The sequence below is a fragment of the Bythopirellula polymerisocia genome, assembly GCF_007860015.1.
Lineage (GTDB): Bacteria > Planctomycetota > Planctomycetia > Pirellulales > Lacipirellulaceae > Bythopirellula > Bythopirellula polymerisocia.
The window spans coordinates 41825-59680 of sequence record NZ_SJPS01000004.1; the positions used below are offsets into that span (position 1 = coordinate 41825).

Here is a 17856-nt window from a genome sequence, read left to right on the forward strand (position 1 = left end):
ACGGTACGCTGGCGGCCGGCTCGGTTGCGATGTTCGCACAACCGGATCCTTTCACTCAATCGATTCAATATCAACCAGCGAGAATAGTTCCTGCCTGGATTTGTTTGGCAAGGTGCGACGTTGAGCCTCAAAGATAATCTCTTGCAATCGCTCGCGTGGGAATCGTAGCGGCTTTAATTCTTGAGAAGTTCGGGTTTTTTCGTCGGCAACCTTAATACTCAGCATGTACTCACCAACTGGCTCGTTGTCGTCCGGGAGAATCAAAGACCATCTCCAGTGGGTATCGTTTACTTTGTTTGTCGAAATGGTGTGCTCACGGCAGGAGCGTGACCTATTGCCTTGGCAAAACTCAAAGGTTGGCTGGCGGGCAAAGAAAACTTTCTCTCCCTCTTTCGTATCGTACTGATACCAGCAGGCCAAAACAGCTCGCTCTTCAACGTTTAGGCTGTGCCATGATCCTAGCCAAGTTGTGTCGGAGCCCCCTTCACCGTAGGGCGACAATTTGATGCCTTGCATGTCTAGGTCCTCCGCCTTATTTGCATCAAGCTTGATTAGTTTGTAATCCTGCGGGGCTTGGAAGGAGAAGAGCGAGACAGGCGGTTCGACATCGACTTGAATGACGTCCCTCGTACTGAGCTTTTCGACACCTGATTCATCTACAGTGTTGGTTTCCGATTTCATCGGGATGCCGGTCAATCGGTTGAGCCATACGCGATGCCGCCCTGCAAACGCAAATGGGACTTCCTCTTGGTCGAATTCATACACGTCACAGAGAACACCCTGAAAATCTACGGATCGAATCTTGCGATAATATTCGGGAGGTCCCTGGAGGAAATTACTGGCGATGCTGGACTGGATAAATGACTCCACCATAAGTTCTGTATAAAAGGCGTCACCAGCGACATTAGCGATTGTCGCTTCTCTTTTGTCGTCTGACACAACGATTGTCTCTTTGCCATTGCTGGCCATGTATGCGCTCGTTACGGTCGAGGGCTTTCCTCCACCTGGAATACTGAATCCATAAGACCGATAACCGAGACAATTCGGTCGCCTGGCGTATAATTCCGTTGGGAATTTTTCTAGCTTCTCGTCGCCATTCTCGGAAGTGATTGTCTGGTAAATCCATCCTTTCAGGTAGAGGCTACGAATGGTCATAAGCCTCTCTGCCAAGTGCTCCATGCCATACACAGTCTGGGGAGTTCCTCCGCCAAGAGACAGAAGTAAACCGATCGCTACCAGCAAAAGTGCTGCCACGGCTAGTCGTGAATATGTCAACCACTTAGGAAGATGACTGGCATTGTTAGGATGAGCGGCGATGGGTGTGCATGACAGTAAGTTGAGTAGTTCCCTGCGGCACATGTCATGTCGAGCATCAAAGGTGTCGTAGTAGGAACGCAACATGTTATCGTTTTGCTGTAGATTCATTGTCTTACCCTTTTTTTCGAGGTCATTTGCTTGGCCAAATTCGCACGCGCTCGCTCGAGCAGTTTGTAGAAACCTGAAGCGGATAATTCGAGTACTTTCTGTGCAACTGGGGCGGGCTGTTCAGTCAGGTAAAAGATGTGAATTGCGAGTCGTTCGCGTTCTGGAAGTCGAGAGATGGCGCGATGGAGGTCTTCGAGTTTCGAAAGTTGGGAATCATCTGTATCCTTAGCGTGTAGGTCGAAAAAAGGTTCCATCTTTAGATTGTTTATGGCGTTATTTCTTCTATGCCAATCGATGGTCATGCGACGCGTGATTTCGACGAGCCAAGAACCAAATTGGTCGGCATGTTGAAGCTGCTCCAATTTGTGAAAAGCTCGCAGAAAAACCTCTTGAGCCAAATCCTCGGCATCTGCTTGATTCCCCAACCGGTCATAGCAGATCGCACGCACGAGACGTCCGTACCGATCATAAAGTATCCCAAAGGCATGTAAGTCACCCGCTCGGACTCTCTCCACCAGTTCAGAACAGTGTTCCATTTTCAAGATTCCATATTTGGGGGAGTAATCCGCTTCAATCAACTAGACGAAAGAGTTGACCGAGATTCCACTGAAATCTATGAAAAACATGAATACTTGCTATTAAAAAGCGCAGGCAGCCTTTATTCGCCCCACATCGTGGCCACGATGCGGCGACGTGCGGCCCGATTGCGATGTTCGCAAAGATAGATGCCTTGCCAGGTGCCCAGGCAGAGTTGACCGTCACGGATGGGAATCGACTGGGAGCAGCCCAGCAGCGAGGATTTCACGTGCGCGGGCATATCATCGGGCCCTTCACACGTATGTCGGTACGGGAAGGACTCAGGGGCAATTGCCGACAAGCTGCTTTCCATATCTAGTGGTACGTCGGGATCGGCATTCTCATTGATCGACAGGGACGCCGAGGTGTGTTGCAGGAACAGATTCAATAAACCCACGTGGAATTGACTAATCTCGGGCAGGGAATCGAGGATTTCAGCCGTTATGAGATGAAAGCCGCGCCGGTGGGCTGGTAGCTGTAGATTTCGCTGGATCCAAGGCATGGCGGAGCTCTCTCTCATTTCGCGGTCTGCAGGATAGGACATTATTCACGTCTGCGATGCTAGCATTTGCGTTTCAAAGTGTCGAAATGTCCACTATCCAGGAAATGAAATTTCGGGCGAGGAAGTTGTCGGCGTGAGGAGAGAAACCTCCCGAGTTTGCCGTTTTTTCGGGGGTTCTAGACTGCCACAGCTACCCATATGGCACATTTTACCGGTTCGAGGCTCCTCTTCATTCTTTTTGTCAATAGCTAATAAGAAAAAACTTGACTTCAGGTTTCCTGTGGTAATAATCATAGCTCAAAGGTTGCACAAGCTAGGCAGTTACGTTTTTGGGAAGTGACCCCTTCCTGGTCTGCAAATGTCTGGCATTTAGTTGTAGTTGCGAGTTTTATTTCCTGTCGAGTTGGTCTCACCAGTTTCTTGGAGTGAGAACTTGGCCCCGCCGGGACCAACGCATGTTGTTGTAGGAGTGAAAAAGTTATGCCAGACCCAAAATTAAAGAATGTTTTCGAAGCGATCTTGAAGTATGGTCACGATGAGGATTTTGCTCCTCGCGTTGATGATCAGTTCAAGAGCACACAAGCTCCCGCCGGTTCCCGTGAAAAGCTGGAAGTTATGGCCGAGCGAATCCGTATGGGCCATCCCTTGTGGCATCAGGATGACCGGGCTGACTACAGCGGTCTAACTGGAGCTGTCCGGCCCCGGGATTAGTTCCTCGGGGGATTAGTTTCCCCTTATTTGGCAGAATCAAATCGAGCCGTCCGGGAGTTTCCGGGCGGCTCGATTTGTTGTTTTTCTTATTCGGCGGGCGATGGCGGAGAGTGAAAAGAGTTGCGATAAGGTTCTGGCAAACAGACGCTAGCAGACACTGTCGGGGGGTCAATGTCTCAGTTGAGCAACCGCTCAGCCTGCTGCCTGGAGCTCGGAGAGCCCTGCTTCTATTGCGGCGGGAACGTTTTGCGGAGTTTTAGCAAAGGGCTCCAATTCATCGCGAAGGACCAATACATCTTTGGGTGCTTCAATTCCAATCCTGACTTTGTCTCCGCCGATACGTACAACGGTAATGACAATGTCGTCTCCGAGACGGATTCGTTCAGCTTCTTTTCTAGACAATACCAGCATCTGGCACCTCCTTGTTAGACCCGTGTTGGGTAATGTGTACTTATGTATAGTAATCGTAGTTAGGTAGTTCAGCAATTCCAGTTGGTCGCTAGGTGAAGGAGAATTTCTCGATTTGTTCTCTTGCCGTGCTAGCAAACCGTATCCTTGAGCGGAAGCTGTGGTGCTTCCTTCAGGCGAGTCCGCTGCACTCGCTCTCCTCGCGTCCCGTAAAACAGAATTGTGTTCGAATCTGTTTCCCAGATAGCTGAGAGCCTGACGGCCCGGGGCCCATGCAGGCAGAAATAAACTCCGCAGGGTTTGCCATCCCGTGTAAGCATTCTCACGGTCAGATGGCAACAATCACTTTTCAACAGTTCCATTTGGCTAAGGGTTTCAACGACGTAACAACGAATTTCCTCAAAATTATGAATGCGTTCGTGGCGCTCCAGCATTGAGATCGTTTGCCTCCACTGAAGTTAGGACGGATGATAGTTAAAAAATTCCCGTAAAGTAGTTTGGTAGAAATGGGTTGACTGGCGACAAGATTATTTATCGGCAAGATGTACCGAATAATGAAGATGGGATGAGAGCAAAGAATAGTCGGAATATTTTCCAAAACACTCAAGTCTGTTGGGGGGAAATAAGGATTGAAAGAAACTCAGAAATGAGTGCTTGTGGGAGGTGGAAATCTTCCCAGGATTCTATGCATTCAATCCCTAAAACCTTTCCGCATCTTCCATTTCCCAGCTACTGGGTTGTCCCAATTGACGGGCAAGCTCGGCCAGTCTGGCTTGGGTAGTATTGGCCAGGGGAATGCTCCGTTCTACAACCAGCCAGCGGACCCAGTTGGCCGCCGACGAGATAAGGCCGCCGACAAGATAGGCTCCCACAGCGCGCCGCTCCTCGACAGTGAGTGGTCGAATTTTTCCATAGGCTTTCAGGAGCTCCTGGCGCTCGATCGGTTCACAATCGAAGCCACCTATGAGCCGTGCAAGATCACCGGCGATTGAATCGAAAGAGGTGGCCCCGAAGTCGATGATGCCGGTCACATTTTTTCCAGTAATAAGGATATTTCCTGGGTGTACATCTCGTAGGCACCACTGCAAAGGGAGGGAAACTCTTGAACATTTTTCAACCGCAGCTAATGTCTCCGGCAGGGCTTTTTCAATCATGCGGAGCATTTGTGCCATCGTCTCTCGAATATGCGAAGGGGGCTCGAGTTGGACTGCTTGAGAGAGTTCAGCTAGGTTGCCCTGCAGTAAGTTCGCAAGTATTTTTTGTCTTAGGAGCAGTCCGGGTGGAGGACCAAATTGCGATTTATTTTCCCCGGAGTCGAAGCTGTTTGCCGCCAGGTGAAATTCGGCTAGCGCTTCGAAGGCTGCCCGGCGCTGCTGCGAATTGGAATTACGGTTGCTGAGAGGTTCACCGGACAGCCAAAGTGAGAGTTCCCACAAATGGCCCTCATGAGTAATGAAGGAATCACCTCGCAAGGTCTTCTGTGGTATTGGAACAATGCGCAGCCCCGCTTGCCAGACGTGTTTAATTGCTCGGTGAATAGTCCGTAAATGGTCGGGGGCCGGATGATTAGGGGGCCAGCGTCGCAGGCAGAATTGCCGCCCTGCATGAGATATGCTCCAGATTTTCGCTCCGCTGAGGCCTCCAGAGATTGCTCTTATTTCCAGCGAATCACCCGCCGGGGTAATTCCCCAGTGGCTGAGGAGAGGAATTACGTCATCTTCGTCAAGATGCTTCTTCAAAAACTCTCCTTCCACTTCGTGGTGCAGGCTTCCAACCTGTAATACTAGCAGCCATGATGGCTGACCAACGTGCTTTGCCCGACGCCTTGCACAGGGTAAACTGGGAAACCTCTAATTTACTCGGACTCTATGTGCTATGAAACTCATTATCGCAGTAATTCAACCAATTAAGCTGGAGCTGGTGCTGCAAGCACTCAGGCGAATCGGCGTGACTCGGCTTAGTGTCTGTGATGCGATGGGCTTTGCTCGGCAACGTGGTCAGACGGAGACCTATCGTGGAAGCGAATATGCCACGAATTTGCTCAGAAAAGTGGAGCTGGAAATCGCAGTCAATGACGATTTCTTGGAGCGAACAATCGAGTGCCTGAAGCAGCAATGTCGGACTAGCGCAGAGGGGAATATCGGCGACGGAAAGATCTTCGTGCTGCCGATGGAAGAATCCATCCAGGTGAGTGACTCTGCCCGTGGTCCGGGGGCGATTTAGTTAGGGCTGTTAGTCGTTAGCTATTAGCCAGAATAATTCTTCAATCAATGCCTATCGTTCTCGTTAGCCGTGATCTGATGCTTTCCTCGAAACTCGAGGGGGTGGCACGCTCACTCGGTCAAACGCTCAAGAGTGTAGGGTCAGGTGCGGCAGCGTTGGGAAATGCTGAAGAGCGCCAAGTGATCGTCGTTGATCTTGAACTCCCAGGTCTAGATATTGCTGCGTTGGTTAAAGGTATTAAAAATCGCACCCAACAGCCGGATAAAGTGATCGCTTATGCCCCTCACGTCCGCACTGAAAAACTCGCAGCGGCCAAGGAGGCGGGCTGCGATCTGGTGGTCTCGCGGGGGCAAATCATGAGCGATGCGGAGTCGATTCTGCGCAGGTTTCTCGAAACAGATAACCCGCAGAACTAGCGACTATTCGGCTGGTGTGCGACCCCGGGTAGAGAGATCTTCTGGCTCATGCTGCCCGTCCTGCGGGCCCGTCGGCAATGGGAGATGAGGCGAGCGAAGATCTTCACCTGGTTCGCCCACGATCTCATCTAATTCTGTAGAATCGACGTGATGCCGGAGAAGGAGATAGATTCCCACGCTAGCGCACCAGATAAATGCCAGCGGGTAGGAGTCCGCAAAGGACGCAAGCAGTCCTTTCCAGATATGGATTCCGCGGGCACCAGTAACGGCGGCCCCCGAGGAGGCCAATGGGTTGTCACTCTCAAGGGTTTGAGCGACCAATGCCGCCGTGCGTTCTGAACCGGCTCCCCAACTCACGGCCCAATCCGTGAGTTCGTTTCCAGCGGAAGCAAACCCAGCAACCATGAGATGCCCGAAGAAGCCCAACAGCGAGGCCACAGCCACGTAGAATCCTAACCGGAGAGGTCGTTGATACACGTATGCGGTCGCTCGACTTGCGGCGTCGAAGGCGTCACTACGCTCAACCCCGATCGCGGCCCAAGCGAGAGGCCAGCCGAACCACAATGCGACGAGTACCACAGCCAGCAGGATCCCCCAGGCGAGATAAAGTCCCCACAAAAGCCCTGCGATCAGCACAAAGAGATTGAGTCGCAAGAGCAGTCCCATCAACGCAAGTGGGAAAGCTACAAGAGCCGCGAAGAGCAAGCCAATCAGCGGCGCTCCAGCAGTAGCTGTCCACATGGTTGCTGCAGACTTGAGCGCAGCGAGCGGGTCGAGAGAATCACCTCGCGTCAGATAGCGGGCGGCGATGCGAGAGATTGCACCTCCGGCCAAAGCCCAGACACAGATTGCCCAGGCCCCGCATAAGAAAAGTTGACAGGCGAGCGACAGAGGTGTTTGGAGTCGAAAGATACGAAAAAACGGTGTTGAGAGCCAGTACCAGCCTTCGACAAGTGGTCCCAGATCCTGCTGAAGAAGGTGATTAGACACCCACAGAATAACAGGTCTTTCGCCCGAAACGGCGGCATCTGATAACGCTGACTGAAAGATTAACCCCTGGTGTAAATCGTCTGAGGAAGTGTCATCGAAAGCGATTCGTGGGAGATCGGCAGGTTCGCTGAATGTGCCTCCGATGAAGTGCCAACCACCCTGTGTAACAAGCACTCCGATCCAGGCGATCACCATTACCCGCAAAAAAAGACTGGCGCGAAGCGACTTCACCAAGATTAGCCAAGGGAACAGCTCGCGCCAGCGGATTTCGTAGATCGATCCAGGGGGTTGCGACATCGGGTTGCCACCTTGCTAGGAGTGGGGTGCTAGTGCTCTACACGATTATAGAATGGCAGCGGAGGCAATCCTAATCAAGCAAGTTGGTCACGAATACCCTAGTTCCTCAACGTATCGTCGTCCGGTTCTTCATCATCTTCCGGATCGGCGATGCGAGGTAACGAATAGCCCTCCTCGAGCCAGCGGCCGATGTCGATCTGTCTACAGCGATCGCTGCAGAAGGGCATGGCTACCGTTTCATGTTGCTCGAACTGTGAATTGCAAATGGGGCAGTGCATTGTAAATCATTTTCTAGCCGGAGATGGACACGGATGAAACCCTGCGCGGCCCTTGGCCGAAACAAATTATAGAGTAAGAATTTAGACGCGGATGAACGCTGATCGGGCGGATTTTCGCGGAGTATACAAGAAGAGGAATCTTTTTAGATTCGCGCTTCATCCTCTAAATCTGCGTTTGTCCGCGTCTAATTTCCCCTCTTCAATCCCTGCTGGCAAAAGAATGTGCAGACTGCGAAGAATTGAATCATTAGCAGCATGGATATTGTTTGGCTTGCATTCTTCCTGTGTTTCATCAGTGAAAACCGTAGCCAAAAGTTCCGTGAGTCTTGTTAAGAATCTTTCTTCGTTTGCTTTGCTGGAGACTCTTTTTTGGACTCGCTTCCCTTGTCAGAAGATTTTGATGATGACTTATCTGACTTGTCTGATGATTCGCTCTTGGGTTTGTCCTTCTCGGCACCTGATTTATAAGACTCGCTGCGGTAGTCCGTCTGGTAGAAGCCTGATCCTTTAAAAACCACGGCGGCTCCAGTGCCAAACAAGCGACGCAGCTTGGACTTCTTGCACTCGGGGCACTTGCGCTTCACTGGCTCAGAGATGGACTGAAACAGTTCAAACTCGTGGCCACATCCGTCACAAAGATAATCGTAGGTTGGCATATTGGATATTGATGTTGATTGAGGGTAACAATGGGCTTCCTAGTAATTGTAAGCCGGAGCTTGTGGATATCGATCAGTCCTACTCATTAGGGACCATCCGCTGGGCCGGTTGAGATGATCACCTGCGCGGGGCGGACGACCCGGTCGTGCAAGAGATAACCTACTTGGGCCACATGCGCAACGTGCTGAGCGGGGAATTCGTCGCTCGGTTGTTGCAGGATGGCTGCATGGAGATTGGGATCAAAAGCTTCCCCCAAGGCTGCCATGGGTTTGCAATGGTGTTGCTCAAGTGCAGTCAAAAGTTGCTGATGTACGAGCTTGAAACCTTCGAGCAAAGAAGTTGCTTCGCCAGATTTTACTGCGGCGTCGATAGCCCGTTCGATGTTGTCGACAACCGGCAGGAGATCGCGGATCAATGGCATGGCCGCGTAACGCTGTTGGTCAGCGAGTTCCCGTGAGGTGCGGGCCCGCAGGTTTTCCATGTCTGCCTTCAGTCGGAGGACACGGTCTTTTTCTGCAGCTAGTTCGGCAGCCTCGGCGCTCTCGACTTCTTCGAAGTTCATAGATTCCAGTGCTTCGTCCTGCAATTCTTCTGCAGACGCCTCGTTATCGGGTCTATCTTTGGCAGATGGTTTCATGGCCATCGGTCTGAATTCTCCTTGATGCTTATGATTCCGCTGTTTCGTGCTTAAAGTACTCTTTGACTTTGTCGAAGAAGCCTTTGCGTTCGGGCGCGACGTTTTTGTGCTCGATCTCAGCTAATTCTCGCAAGAGACGTTCCTCGTCGGCGGTGAGTTTCTTGGGGACCTCGATGTTGACTTGCACTAAGAGGTCGCCGAGGCCGACGATTCGTGGATCGGGGAGTCCCTCTCCTTCCAGGCGGAAGACGTCGCCCGACTGGCTACCTGGAGGCACTTCCACGGAACCGGGGCCACTGAGGGTCGGGACTTCCAATGTACACCCGAGAGCTGCTTGGGAGTATGTGATGGGGATGCGACAGATCAGGTGTCGGCCTTCGCGTTCGAACAGGGGATGCTGCAATACGGAGACAAAACAATAGCAATCGCCGGGAGGCCCGCCATTGGGGCTGGGTTCCCCCTGCCCGGTGATTCGCACCTGCATCCCTTCGTCGACACCGGCTGGAATCTGAACTTCGGCATGGACAGTCTTGAGTCGCTGTCCTGAGCCACGGCAAGAACGACATGGCGAAGTGACCGAGGAGCCTTCGCCGTGGCACGCTGGGCAAGCCGTCTGAACGCGGATGATGCCAGCCTGTTGGATGACCTGGCCCTGACCACCGCAGTAGGAGCATTTCTCGCGCTTGCTTCCTTTACTGGCCCCCGACCCTTCGCAGACGTCGCACGGATCGTGGCGTTGGAATTCAACCGTTTTGCGGACTCCCTGGGCAGCTTCTTGTAGGGTGAGTGTGACTGTACAGCGAACATCGCGGCCCTTGCGGACTCGACTACGACGACTGCGGCCACCTCCAAACAGGTCGCCAAAGATGTCACCGAATGCAGAGAAGATATCCTCCACGTCGGAGAAATGACCGGCCCCACCGTGACCGTTTAAACCCGCATGTCCAAAGCGGTCGTAACGGGCTCGCTTATCTGAGTCGTGCAGAACCTCAAAAGCTTCGGAGGCTTCTTTGAATCGATCGATGGCCTCTTGGTCTCCGGGATTCTTGTCAGGATGGTATGTGACGGCAAGCTTTCGATAGGCCGTTGCGATCTGGGCAGGCGACGCCGAGCGTTCGACTTGCAGCACCTCGTAATAGCATCGCTTTTCAACCATGGATCAAGTATCTCGCGATTTAAGTCGTGCGTGGAAGAGCAGTTTTGCGGGAGGAAAGAAATGGGCCGCGGAGAATCGCAGATTTTGCAGATGATCGCGGATATAAACCAAGAGCAAAATTACTCCAATCCGCGATAATCCGTTTAATCAGCGTTTCTCAGTGTTCTATTTCTTCTCATCCTGATCTTCCCGACACGCAACCGGGCCACTGGCAAATTGCCGAGCGGCCCGATGGCGAATCTTCAATGCGGGGTGCGACTAGCGGATGCTGCCGACAACCGCGCGTTTGTCTTCATCTTTCGAATCAAAATTGGTCACCAGGGCCTCGGTGGTAAGCATCAGGCCGCTGATGCTAGCCGCGTTGGACAGGGCCGTCTTCACGACCTTGGTTGGGTCGATGATACCTGCCTTGACCATGTCGACGTATTCGCCATTGTTGGCGTCGTAGCCAGTGTTTTGTGGCTTACGCAATAACTCGTCGGCGATCACGCTGCCGTCCAGGCCACAGTTGTCCGCAATCTGCTTGAGCGGGGCATCAAGTACGCCCAGCACAATGTCGACGCCGATTTTCTCGTCGCCTTTGGCACCGCTCCTGGCTGCTGCGACTGCGTCTCTTGCTCGGAGCAAAGCCACGCCGCCGCCAGGAAGTATCCCTTCCTCTACGGCAGCACGAGTTGCATGCAGGGCGTCTTCGACACGGGCCTTCTTCTGCTTCATGTCAGCTTCGCTGCTGGCACCCACCGAGATGATGGCCACGCCACCGGTCAGCTTGGCAAGCCGCTCTTGGAGCTTCTCACGGTCATAATCGCTGGAAGAGGCCTCAATCGACTTGCGAATCTGATCGATCCGCTTCGATACGTCGGCCTTACTGCCGGCACCCTGAACCAGGGTCGTGTTTTCCTTCGAAACCGTGATTTTCTTGGCTCTGCCTAGTTCGGCCAGGGTGATGTTCTCGAGCTTCATACCGAGGTCTTCGCTGATGAGCGTGCCGCCGGTGAGGGTGGCAATGTCGCTGAGCATCGCTTTGCGACGATCGCCGAAACCGGGAGCCTTGACGGCACAAATATTCAATACGCCACGGAGCTTGTTTACGACCAAAGCGGCCAATGCTTCGCCTTCGACGTCTTCGGCAATGATCAACAACGGCTTGGCCTTCTGGCTGACCAGCTCGAGAATCGGCAGCAAGTCGCGCAAGTTGCTAATCTTCTTCTCATGGATCAGGATGCAAGCATCTTCGAGCACGCATTCCATGTCAGCTGTTTGATTGATGAAGTACGGCGAGAGAAAACCTTTGTCGAATTGCATGCCCTCGACAAGTTCGAGTGTGGTCTCGGTCGATCGGCCTTCTTCGACGGTGATGACACCATCTTTGCCGACCTTTTCCATGGCGTCAGCCAAGAGGTCGCCGATGACACGGTCGCTGTTGGCACTGATGGAGCCAACCTGTGCGATTTGCTCCTTGCTGGTGACGCTCTTGGAAATCGAGTCGAGATACTCGACGGCGGCATCGACGGCCTTGCGGATGCCGCGTTGCACTGCCATCGGATTGCTACCGGCGACGATGTTGCGAGTTCCCTCGCGAAGGATCGCCCGGGCCAGCACAGTTGCGGTCGTCGTGCCATCGCCAGCGATGGAGGAGGTTTTGTCAGCCACCTCATGGACGAGCTTCGCACCCATATTCTCGAATGGGTCTTCGAGTTCAATTTCTTTGCTCACCGTCACGCCGTCCTTGGTGACCGTGGGGCCACCAAAGGATTTGTTGATGATCACATTTCGGCCAGTGGGACCCATCGTCACTGCGACGGCGTTGGCCAGTTTATCAACGCCACGCAGCAGTTTGCTGCGGGCCTGATCTTCGAACATTAATTGCTTTGCCACGATTATTCTTCCTCTTGATTAGGAGTAAGTTGTGTTGTTGGGAAAACTGCAAATAGCTAGCTGCCAGTTGCAAATTAAACCACCTTCGCCAGGATGTCGCTCTCGCGGAGGATCTTAAGTTCTTGACCATCGACTTCTACGTCAGATCCGCCGTACTTGCCGTAGATGACCTCGTCACCGATGGTGACGGAGAGTTCACCTCGCTTGCCACTGTCGAGCAATTTGCCACCACCGATGGCGACAACTTTGCCCCGTTGTGGCTTCTCCTGGGCGGCGTCCGGCAACACGATGCCACCAGCGGTCACTTCTTCGGCGTCACTGGGTTTGACTACCACGCGGTCGTCCAACGGTCGGAGATTGATCTTTGCCATGATTGAGTTTCCTTGTTTTATAGCTGTTAGCTTTTAGTTGTTGGTTATTAGTCTTTCGTGTTGAGAAGTTAGCTCTTAGCAGTTTGCCAGAGACTTTCATCTGGCTAATAGCTAATGACTAACAGCTTCTCATTACATCATCCCTGGCATGCCACCCATGCCTCCCATACCGCCCATTCCAGGCATGCCGCCACCCATGCCGCCCATTCCACCCATACCGTGGTCATGGTGATCACCGCCGGCAGGCTCTTCATCCTTAGGGGCATTCACGACCAGCGAATCGGTGGTTAGCAGCAGAGATGCCACGCTGGCGGCATTTTGCAACGAGGTGCGAACGACCTTCGCGGGGTCGATGATACCTGCGGCAACCAGGTCGCAGTACTCGTCCTTGTCGGCGTTGTAGCCTTCGTTTTTGCCTTTAGCGTGGCGAACGTTATTGACAACTACGGCTCCGTCGACACCAGAGTTTTCGGCGATATAACGTAGTGGGTAGTCCAGGACGCGGCGAATGATTTCGACACCGAGCCCTTCGTCTCCTTCAAGTTTCAGCTTGTCGAGTGCTTTTTCGCTCCGCAGCAGGGCGACACCACCACCGGCGACGATCCCCTCGGCCAGGGCTGCCTGAGTGGCAGCACGGGCATCTTCCAGCAGGGCTTTCCGTTCCTTCATCTCAGTCTCGGTAGCGGCACCACAATTGATCTGGGCCACGCCACCCGCGATTTTGGCCAACCGTTCTTGCAATTTCTCACGGTCGTAGTCGCTGTCGGTATTTTCGATTTCCCGGCGAATCTGATCCGCACGGGCATGGATGTCGTCCTTCTTGCCGCCACCGCCGACCATCGTGGTGTTGTCGCTCTTGATGATGATCTTGCGACACTTACCGAGGTCGGAAAGTTGAATCGCATCGAGCTTGATACCGAGATCTTTGAAGATGGCGGTCGCTCCTGTGAGCGTAGCAATATCGCCCAACATGGCCTTGCGCCGGTCGCCGTAGCCGGGAGCCTTGACGGCACAGACGTTGACGATTCCTCGCATCTTGTTGACGACCAGTGTCGCCAGGGCCTCGCCCTCGACATCCTCGGCGAGAATCAGAAGCGGCTTGCTCGCCTTGGAAACGGCTTCCAACAGCGGCACCAAGGCCTTAGCGTTGGAGATCTTTTCCTCGTACACCAGGACAAGGCAGTTCTCGAATTCGACAGACTGATCGTCTTCGTTATTCACAAAGTGAGGTGAGAGGAAACCGCGGTCGAACTGCATGCCCTCGACTACCTCGACGCTGGTCTCGTTGCTCTTGCCTTCTTCGACCGTGATGACGCCGTCTTTGCCGACCTTGGCGAAGGCCTCGGCGAGCACAGCACCAATGGAGGGGTCGTTGTTGCCCGCGATGGTCGCGACTTGCTGGAGGCTTTTCTTGTTGGAGACGTCAACTGGTTCGGCGAGTTTTCCAATTGCAGTGGAAACAGCCTCGACGGCCTTGGCGATGCCACGGCTCAGGGCCATCGCATCGGCACCCGCGGCCAGCATTTTGATGCCTTCACGGAAAATGCCTTCTGCCAGTACGGTGGCGGTCGTGGTGCCATCGCCAGCGACGTCGTTGGTCTTGCTGGCGGCTTCCTTAACGAGTTGGGCACCGAGATTCTCGAACGGGTCGTCCAGTTCAATGTCTTCGGCGACGGTCACTCCGTCCTTGGTCACTTTGGGAGAACCCCATCCCTTGTCGAGCACAGCATTGCGACCACGGGGGCCGAGGGTGCTGCGAACTGCCCGGGCGAGTTTCTCGACACCGGCTTGCAGGGGCTTGCGGGCTTCTTCCTCAAATAGCATTAGCTTGGCCACGGTTTACTCCTCTATAGTTTACGTTGGTCAGGGCTTGGATTAAGCCGGTTGATTGAATTGTCAAAAAGCCAGAATTGAACGAACTGGCAGGTGATATGTGCGGGAAAACGAAGGGTCTCACCCTCCGCCAAGAACCAATTTTGGCAGACAGACCACTACGTGCCAATTAGGTTAAGCAAGAGGTGTGCCAAGCGGGGAAGGGGAGGGGAGAAGGCGTTTAAAACCGCTGATTATAATGTGTTCGAAGCCTCAGATGCACTTTGCGAGCGAAACTGACGGAGTGCCATTTTGGCAGGCAGGGGATGTCTCAGGGCTCTCACCTTTCAGAGTGACCAAACGGTTTTATGCTTACGCTGTAGCTGCATTTTTTGCACAATCTTGATTGATCTCATCCAAGAGACAGCACCATGAAACGACTTCGCTACAATGTTGCCGCCAGTCTTGATGGATTCATTGCAGGTCCAGATGGCGAGTATGATTGGATCCCCATGGATTCCACGGTCGATTTCGCGGCGCTCTTTGATCAGTTTGATGTGTTCGTCATGGGGCGGCGAACTCATGAAACCCTTTTGGCCCAAGGTGATGCCAATCCCACGATTGGAAAGAGGGTTGTCGTGGCTTCGCGAACGATGTCGCCGACAGTGGAGGATCCACTTCTTGTGGTGACGGATAAGATCATAGAAACCGTGACCGAGTTAAAGCAAGAGTCAGGCAAGGACATCTGGCTCTTTGGGGGCGGTGAGCTCTTTCGATGTCTGTTAGATGCTGGGTTTGTAGATTCGGTGGAGGTAGCTGTCGTACCGATATTGTTGAGCCAGGGTGTCCCGCTGCTGCCATCCGGTTGCCGATCACCGGCACTCAAGCTCGTGGATAGCCAGGTTCTGCCGAGTGGAATAGTAATGCTAAGCTATGATGTGTCGTCTGATAGAGTCGGATTGATATGAATCCATTTTGGGAAATACCACAGAACTCAAATGATTCGCCCCGAACGACTTTACGACCTGCCTTCAATCCACACGGTCCACTCAACAAGCTTTCCGACAGATGCGGAGGCGCAGTTGGTAGATTCTTTACGTGCAGGGCGCCGGCTCGCGGTATCGCTCGTGGCCGAAGCCGATGGTCTGGTGGTAGGGCATGTCGCCTTTAGCCCGGTGACGGTCGCATCGGGAGCGGTAGGCGCAGGGCTCGCGCCGCTTGCCGTGGTTGAGGCGCAACGTCGGCGGGGGGTGGGCGCGGGGTTGGTGAGTGCTGGTTTGCAGTCCTGCCGCGAGGCGGGGTTTGGTTGGGTCGTCGTTCTGGGGGATCCTGCATACTACGCTCGGTTCGGATTCAAACCGGCCTCAGATTTCGGTCTGGCGGATGAGTATGGGGGTGACGCCTCTTTTCAGGTTGTTGAGCAGGTGCCGGGCAGCTTGCCGATTGGTGGAGGGCTGGTCCAATATGCACCTGAGTTTGCTTTCCTAGAGTGAAAACTCTCATTGGTACGCAGGTTGCAACTAGCTCTAGCCTGACCAGCCCCTCTCACAAGGAAAACGCTAATCAACCTACTCTACAGATCGCACATTAATTTTAATTGCGACCTAAACCAGTAAAGCGTTTCCAGAGGCAAAGTTACTTTTCTCCCCGCAGTACGCTCTCTGCTCGCTGGAAAACCTCGCTCTTTCCGGTAAGAGACGGTCCGTTGGATTGTCGCTTTCCGCGATTTTACTTGGTCGCATTCTTCCATCAGAACTCACCCACCTACGCGTGTTTTCCGTAGCGTGAGCTGCCGACGAATTCACCATTTTGGTGAAACTGTCACTTCATAGTGGTGAAAGCGTTCCTCAAATCCTTTGCAGGAAAGGAGTTGCATCAACTCTAATCTGGTTGTCTAGGACTGTTCGGGAGAACGCTCTTTGTCCTAAACTCAAGTTGCATAGGGTATTACGTTCAGGGAAGAGATATTCCCCAGTCTTGTGGAGCGGTTTTAGAAAGGCGAAACGAGTTTCAAGACGCCAGAATTTTTTTCGATGTTTCTTCCGCCGGAAAATTCATCCCGCCCTGATTTGCTGCGATAGGGGTGTGTGCAATTAGCAGAGCGGCACGATGATTGCACTTAAGTGAGGCAATGTTTGGGTCCGGGGCTTTGCCTCCAGGGCTTCTCAGATTTTAGTTTCATTAGCTAAAGGGCAGACTCGTGAACATTGACTTGCAATCTTACTCTGACGAACTCGAAGATAGTTCGCAGGTCCACTTTTCTTCTCGCGCTCCCCGTCATCGCAGTGGCGTAGCTCCGGATCGCGTCCGTGCCAAACGGAAGAGCTTCCGCAAGCGGAATTCTCCAAATCAGATTCGGAGCATCGCACACCGAAGCAATCGGAAAATTAGCTGGTAGAAGTAATTCAATTGGCTACAAGCTTCTGTCGCTAGGCACTCCCCGTTTGGATCGAATTCCTTGGACTGAAGACGGTGTGTCTAATATTGGCTACGGTTGTACAATAGCCTACTGCTCCTGGACCCCTTGGGGAGACAGGGTTGTACATTCCTGTTGACCATGCGCGAAGCTAAAGCATGAGTGAAGTGGTAACAAGTGTCCTCCCGATCTTCTTACTGATACTGGTGGGCTGGGCCCTCAAATGGTGTCAGTTTTTGAAGGCTGGTGGTTGGAATGCACTTGAGCGGCTTACCTATTACGTGCTTTTTCCCGCCTTGCTGATTGCCACTCTGGCCGAGTCCGAGTTTTCGCAATTGGCTGTTGGGGCCGTTGCCACGTCTATTGCAGGGGCTATCGCACTCGTCAGTATTCTACTGCTTGCTGTGCGGAGGTTTCTCCCTGTCGACGGCCCTGGTTTTACGAGCGTCTATCAGGGCTGCGTAAGAATGAATACCTATATCGGGCTTTCCATAGCAGAGAGCCTCTTCGGAGAGCAAGGACTTTCCGCCGCCGCGCTCGCGATTGCCATCATTGTTCCGCTGGTGAATTTCACATGCGTACTCGTTTTGACTTGGTTTGGATCGACAACAACGACCAAGAAGTTATCGATTCTCATCATGAGTTGTCTCAAGAATCCGCTCATCATTGCCTCGATAGTGGGTTTGTCATTGAACCTGTTGGGCTGGGGCATTCCAGGCCCCGTGGGTCCTATGACCAAGATCCTCGCATCGGCAGCCTTGCCACTAGGATTACTTGCTGTGGGTGCCGCTTTGAATTTTGAGGCTCTGCGGGAAACTGGAGCGGTCACACTGGTTGCCTCAGCAGTGAAATTGGTAGTGTTGCCGATAACTACCTATTTCTTACTAAGCTGCTTCGATGTGCAAGGCTTAGAGGCATCCATTGCGGTGCTTTTTAATGCCCTACCGACAGCGACGAGCGCCTACATATTGGCCAGCCAGTATGGTGGCGATGCTCAACTGATGGCGCGGCTCATCACAGTTCAAACCTTGCTGTCCATGTTTAGTCTACCGCTCGTGCTTTCTTATTTTGTCTGAACAGCTATCCGACTCTTGGGTCCAACA

General features: G+C 53.0%; 19 protein-coding genes. 6 read left to right on the forward strand and 13 right to left on the reverse strand.

Annotated elements, in window-relative coordinates; all coding sequences use genetic code 11:
- Positions 1-51: 51 nt before the first annotated feature.
- The 3 genes from Pla144_RS12940 to Pla144_RS12950 form a co-directional block, all read right to left on the reverse strand.
- Positions 52-1425 (reverse strand): hypothetical protein, encoded by a 1374-nt coding sequence (locus Pla144_RS12940; protein WP_146451116.1) that lies wholly within the window; start codon positions 1423-1425, stop codon positions 52-54.
- Positions 1422-1961 carry an RNA polymerase sigma factor gene (locus Pla144_RS12945; RefSeq protein ID WP_146451117.1) on the reverse strand — a complete coding sequence of 180 codons (540 nt, stop codon included), beginning with the start codon at positions 1959-1961 and terminating at the stop codon, positions 1422-1424. Before Pla144_RS12945 ends, Pla144_RS12940 begins: the two co-directional genes overlap by 4 nt.
- A gap of 122 nt (positions 1962-2083) precedes the next feature.
- Complete coding sequence (locus Pla144_RS12950) at positions 2084-2521, reverse strand: secondary thiamine-phosphate synthase enzyme YjbQ (protein WP_231936347.1); 438 nt, start codon at positions 2519-2521, stop codon at positions 2084-2086.
- Positions 2522-2983: 462 nt separating this feature from the next.
- On the opposite strand from Pla144_RS12950, the gene Pla144_RS12955 reads away from it, so the two are divergent.
- Positions 2984-3214, forward strand: coding sequence for a hypothetical protein (locus tag Pla144_RS12955; protein WP_146451119.1), 231 nt, complete (start codon positions 2984-2986; stop codon positions 3212-3214).
- Between the two features lie 192 nt (positions 3215-3406).
- On the opposite strand, the gene Pla144_RS12960 is transcribed toward Pla144_RS12955, so the two are convergent.
- Together Pla144_RS12960 and Pla144_RS12970 are read right to left on the reverse strand one after the other, a co-directional pair.
- On the reverse strand, positions 3407-3625 hold the full coding sequence (locus Pla144_RS12960; protein ID WP_146451120.1) for a carbon storage regulator: 219 nt from the start codon (positions 3623-3625) through the stop codon (positions 3407-3409).
- Positions 3626-4320: 695 nt separating this feature from the next.
- Positions 4321-5361 carry a phosphotransferase enzyme family protein gene (locus Pla144_RS12970; protein ID WP_197530664.1) on the reverse strand — a complete coding sequence of 347 codons (1041 nt, stop codon included), beginning with the start codon at positions 5359-5361 and terminating at the stop codon, positions 4321-4323.
- 136 nt (positions 5362-5497) lie between these two features.
- Here Pla144_RS12970 and Pla144_RS12975 point away from each other — a divergent pair, with 136 nt between their 5' ends.
- On the forward strand, positions 5498-5845 hold the full coding sequence (locus Pla144_RS12975) for a P-II family nitrogen regulator (RefSeq protein ID WP_146451123.1): 348 nt from the start codon (positions 5498-5500) through the stop codon (positions 5843-5845).
- Between the two features lie 47 nt (positions 5846-5892).
- Positions 5893-6261: a hypothetical protein gene (locus Pla144_RS12980; protein WP_146451124.1), complete on the forward strand. Its 369-nt coding sequence runs from the start codon at positions 5893-5895 to the stop codon at positions 6259-6261.
- Between the two features lie 3 nt (positions 6262-6264).
- Here Pla144_RS12980 and Pla144_RS12985 read toward each other — a convergent pair whose 3' ends face one another.
- The 8 genes from Pla144_RS12985 to groL (Pla144_RS13020) all read right to left on the reverse strand — a co-directional run bounded on the left by Pla144_RS12985 (position 6265) and on the right by groL (Pla144_RS13020) (position 14349).
- A complete protein-coding gene (locus tag Pla144_RS12985; protein WP_146451125.1) occupies positions 6265-7548 on the reverse strand; it encodes a hypothetical protein in 1284 nt (427 codons plus the stop codon).
- A gap of 98 nt (positions 7549-7646) precedes the next feature.
- A complete protein-coding gene (locus tag Pla144_RS12990; protein WP_146451126.1) occupies positions 7647-7826 on the reverse strand; it encodes a DNA gyrase inhibitor YacG in 180 nt (59 codons plus the stop codon).
- A gap of 329 nt (positions 7827-8155) precedes the next feature.
- On the reverse strand, positions 8156-8482 hold the full coding sequence (locus tag Pla144_RS12995; protein ID WP_146451127.1) for an FmdB family zinc ribbon protein: 327 nt from the start codon (positions 8480-8482) through the stop codon (positions 8156-8158).
- Between the two features lie 86 nt (positions 8483-8568).
- Complete coding sequence (gene grpE / locus Pla144_RS13000) at positions 8569-9126, reverse strand: nucleotide exchange factor GrpE (protein ID WP_146451128.1); 558 nt, start codon at positions 9124-9126, stop codon at positions 8569-8571.
- Positions 9127-9148: 22 nt separating this feature from the next.
- Positions 9149-10276 (reverse strand): molecular chaperone DnaJ, encoded by a 1128-nt coding sequence (dnaJ, locus tag Pla144_RS13005; RefSeq protein WP_146451129.1) that lies wholly within the window; start codon positions 10274-10276, stop codon positions 9149-9151.
- 258 nt (positions 10277-10534) lie between these two features.
- Positions 10535-12154, reverse strand: coding sequence for a chaperonin GroEL (groL, locus tag Pla144_RS13010; RefSeq protein ID WP_146451130.1), 1620 nt, complete (start codon positions 12152-12154; stop codon positions 10535-10537).
- Positions 12155-12228: 74 nt separating this feature from the next.
- The gene (groES, locus tag Pla144_RS13015; RefSeq protein WP_146451131.1) at positions 12229-12525 is read right to left on the reverse strand and encodes a co-chaperone GroES; all 297 of its coding nucleotides are present in this window, start codon (positions 12523-12525) and stop codon (positions 12229-12231) included.
- A 132-nt stretch (positions 12526-12657) separates the two neighbouring features.
- Positions 12658-14349 (reverse strand): chaperonin GroEL, encoded by a 1692-nt coding sequence (gene groL / locus Pla144_RS13020; RefSeq protein ID WP_146451674.1) that lies wholly within the window; start codon positions 14347-14349, stop codon positions 12658-12660.
- A 419-nt stretch (positions 14350-14768) separates the two neighbouring features.
- Here groL (Pla144_RS13020) and Pla144_RS13025 point away from each other — a divergent pair, with 419 nt between their 5' ends.
- From Pla144_RS13025 to Pla144_RS13035, 3 genes are all read left to right on the forward strand, one after another.
- On the forward strand, positions 14769-15305 hold the full coding sequence (locus Pla144_RS13025) for a dihydrofolate reductase family protein (RefSeq protein WP_146451132.1): 537 nt from the start codon (positions 14769-14771) through the stop codon (positions 15303-15305).
- Between the two features lie 30 nt (positions 15306-15335).
- Positions 15336-15830 carry a GNAT family N-acetyltransferase gene (locus Pla144_RS13030; protein ID WP_146451133.1) on the forward strand — a complete coding sequence of 165 codons (495 nt, stop codon included), beginning with the start codon at positions 15336-15338 and terminating at the stop codon, positions 15828-15830.
- A gap of 1081 nt (positions 15831-16911) precedes the next feature.
- A complete protein-coding gene (locus tag Pla144_RS13035; RefSeq protein ID WP_146451134.1) occupies positions 16912-17829 on the forward strand; it encodes an AEC family transporter in 918 nt (305 codons plus the stop codon).
- Positions 17830-17856 lie beyond the last annotated feature (27 nt).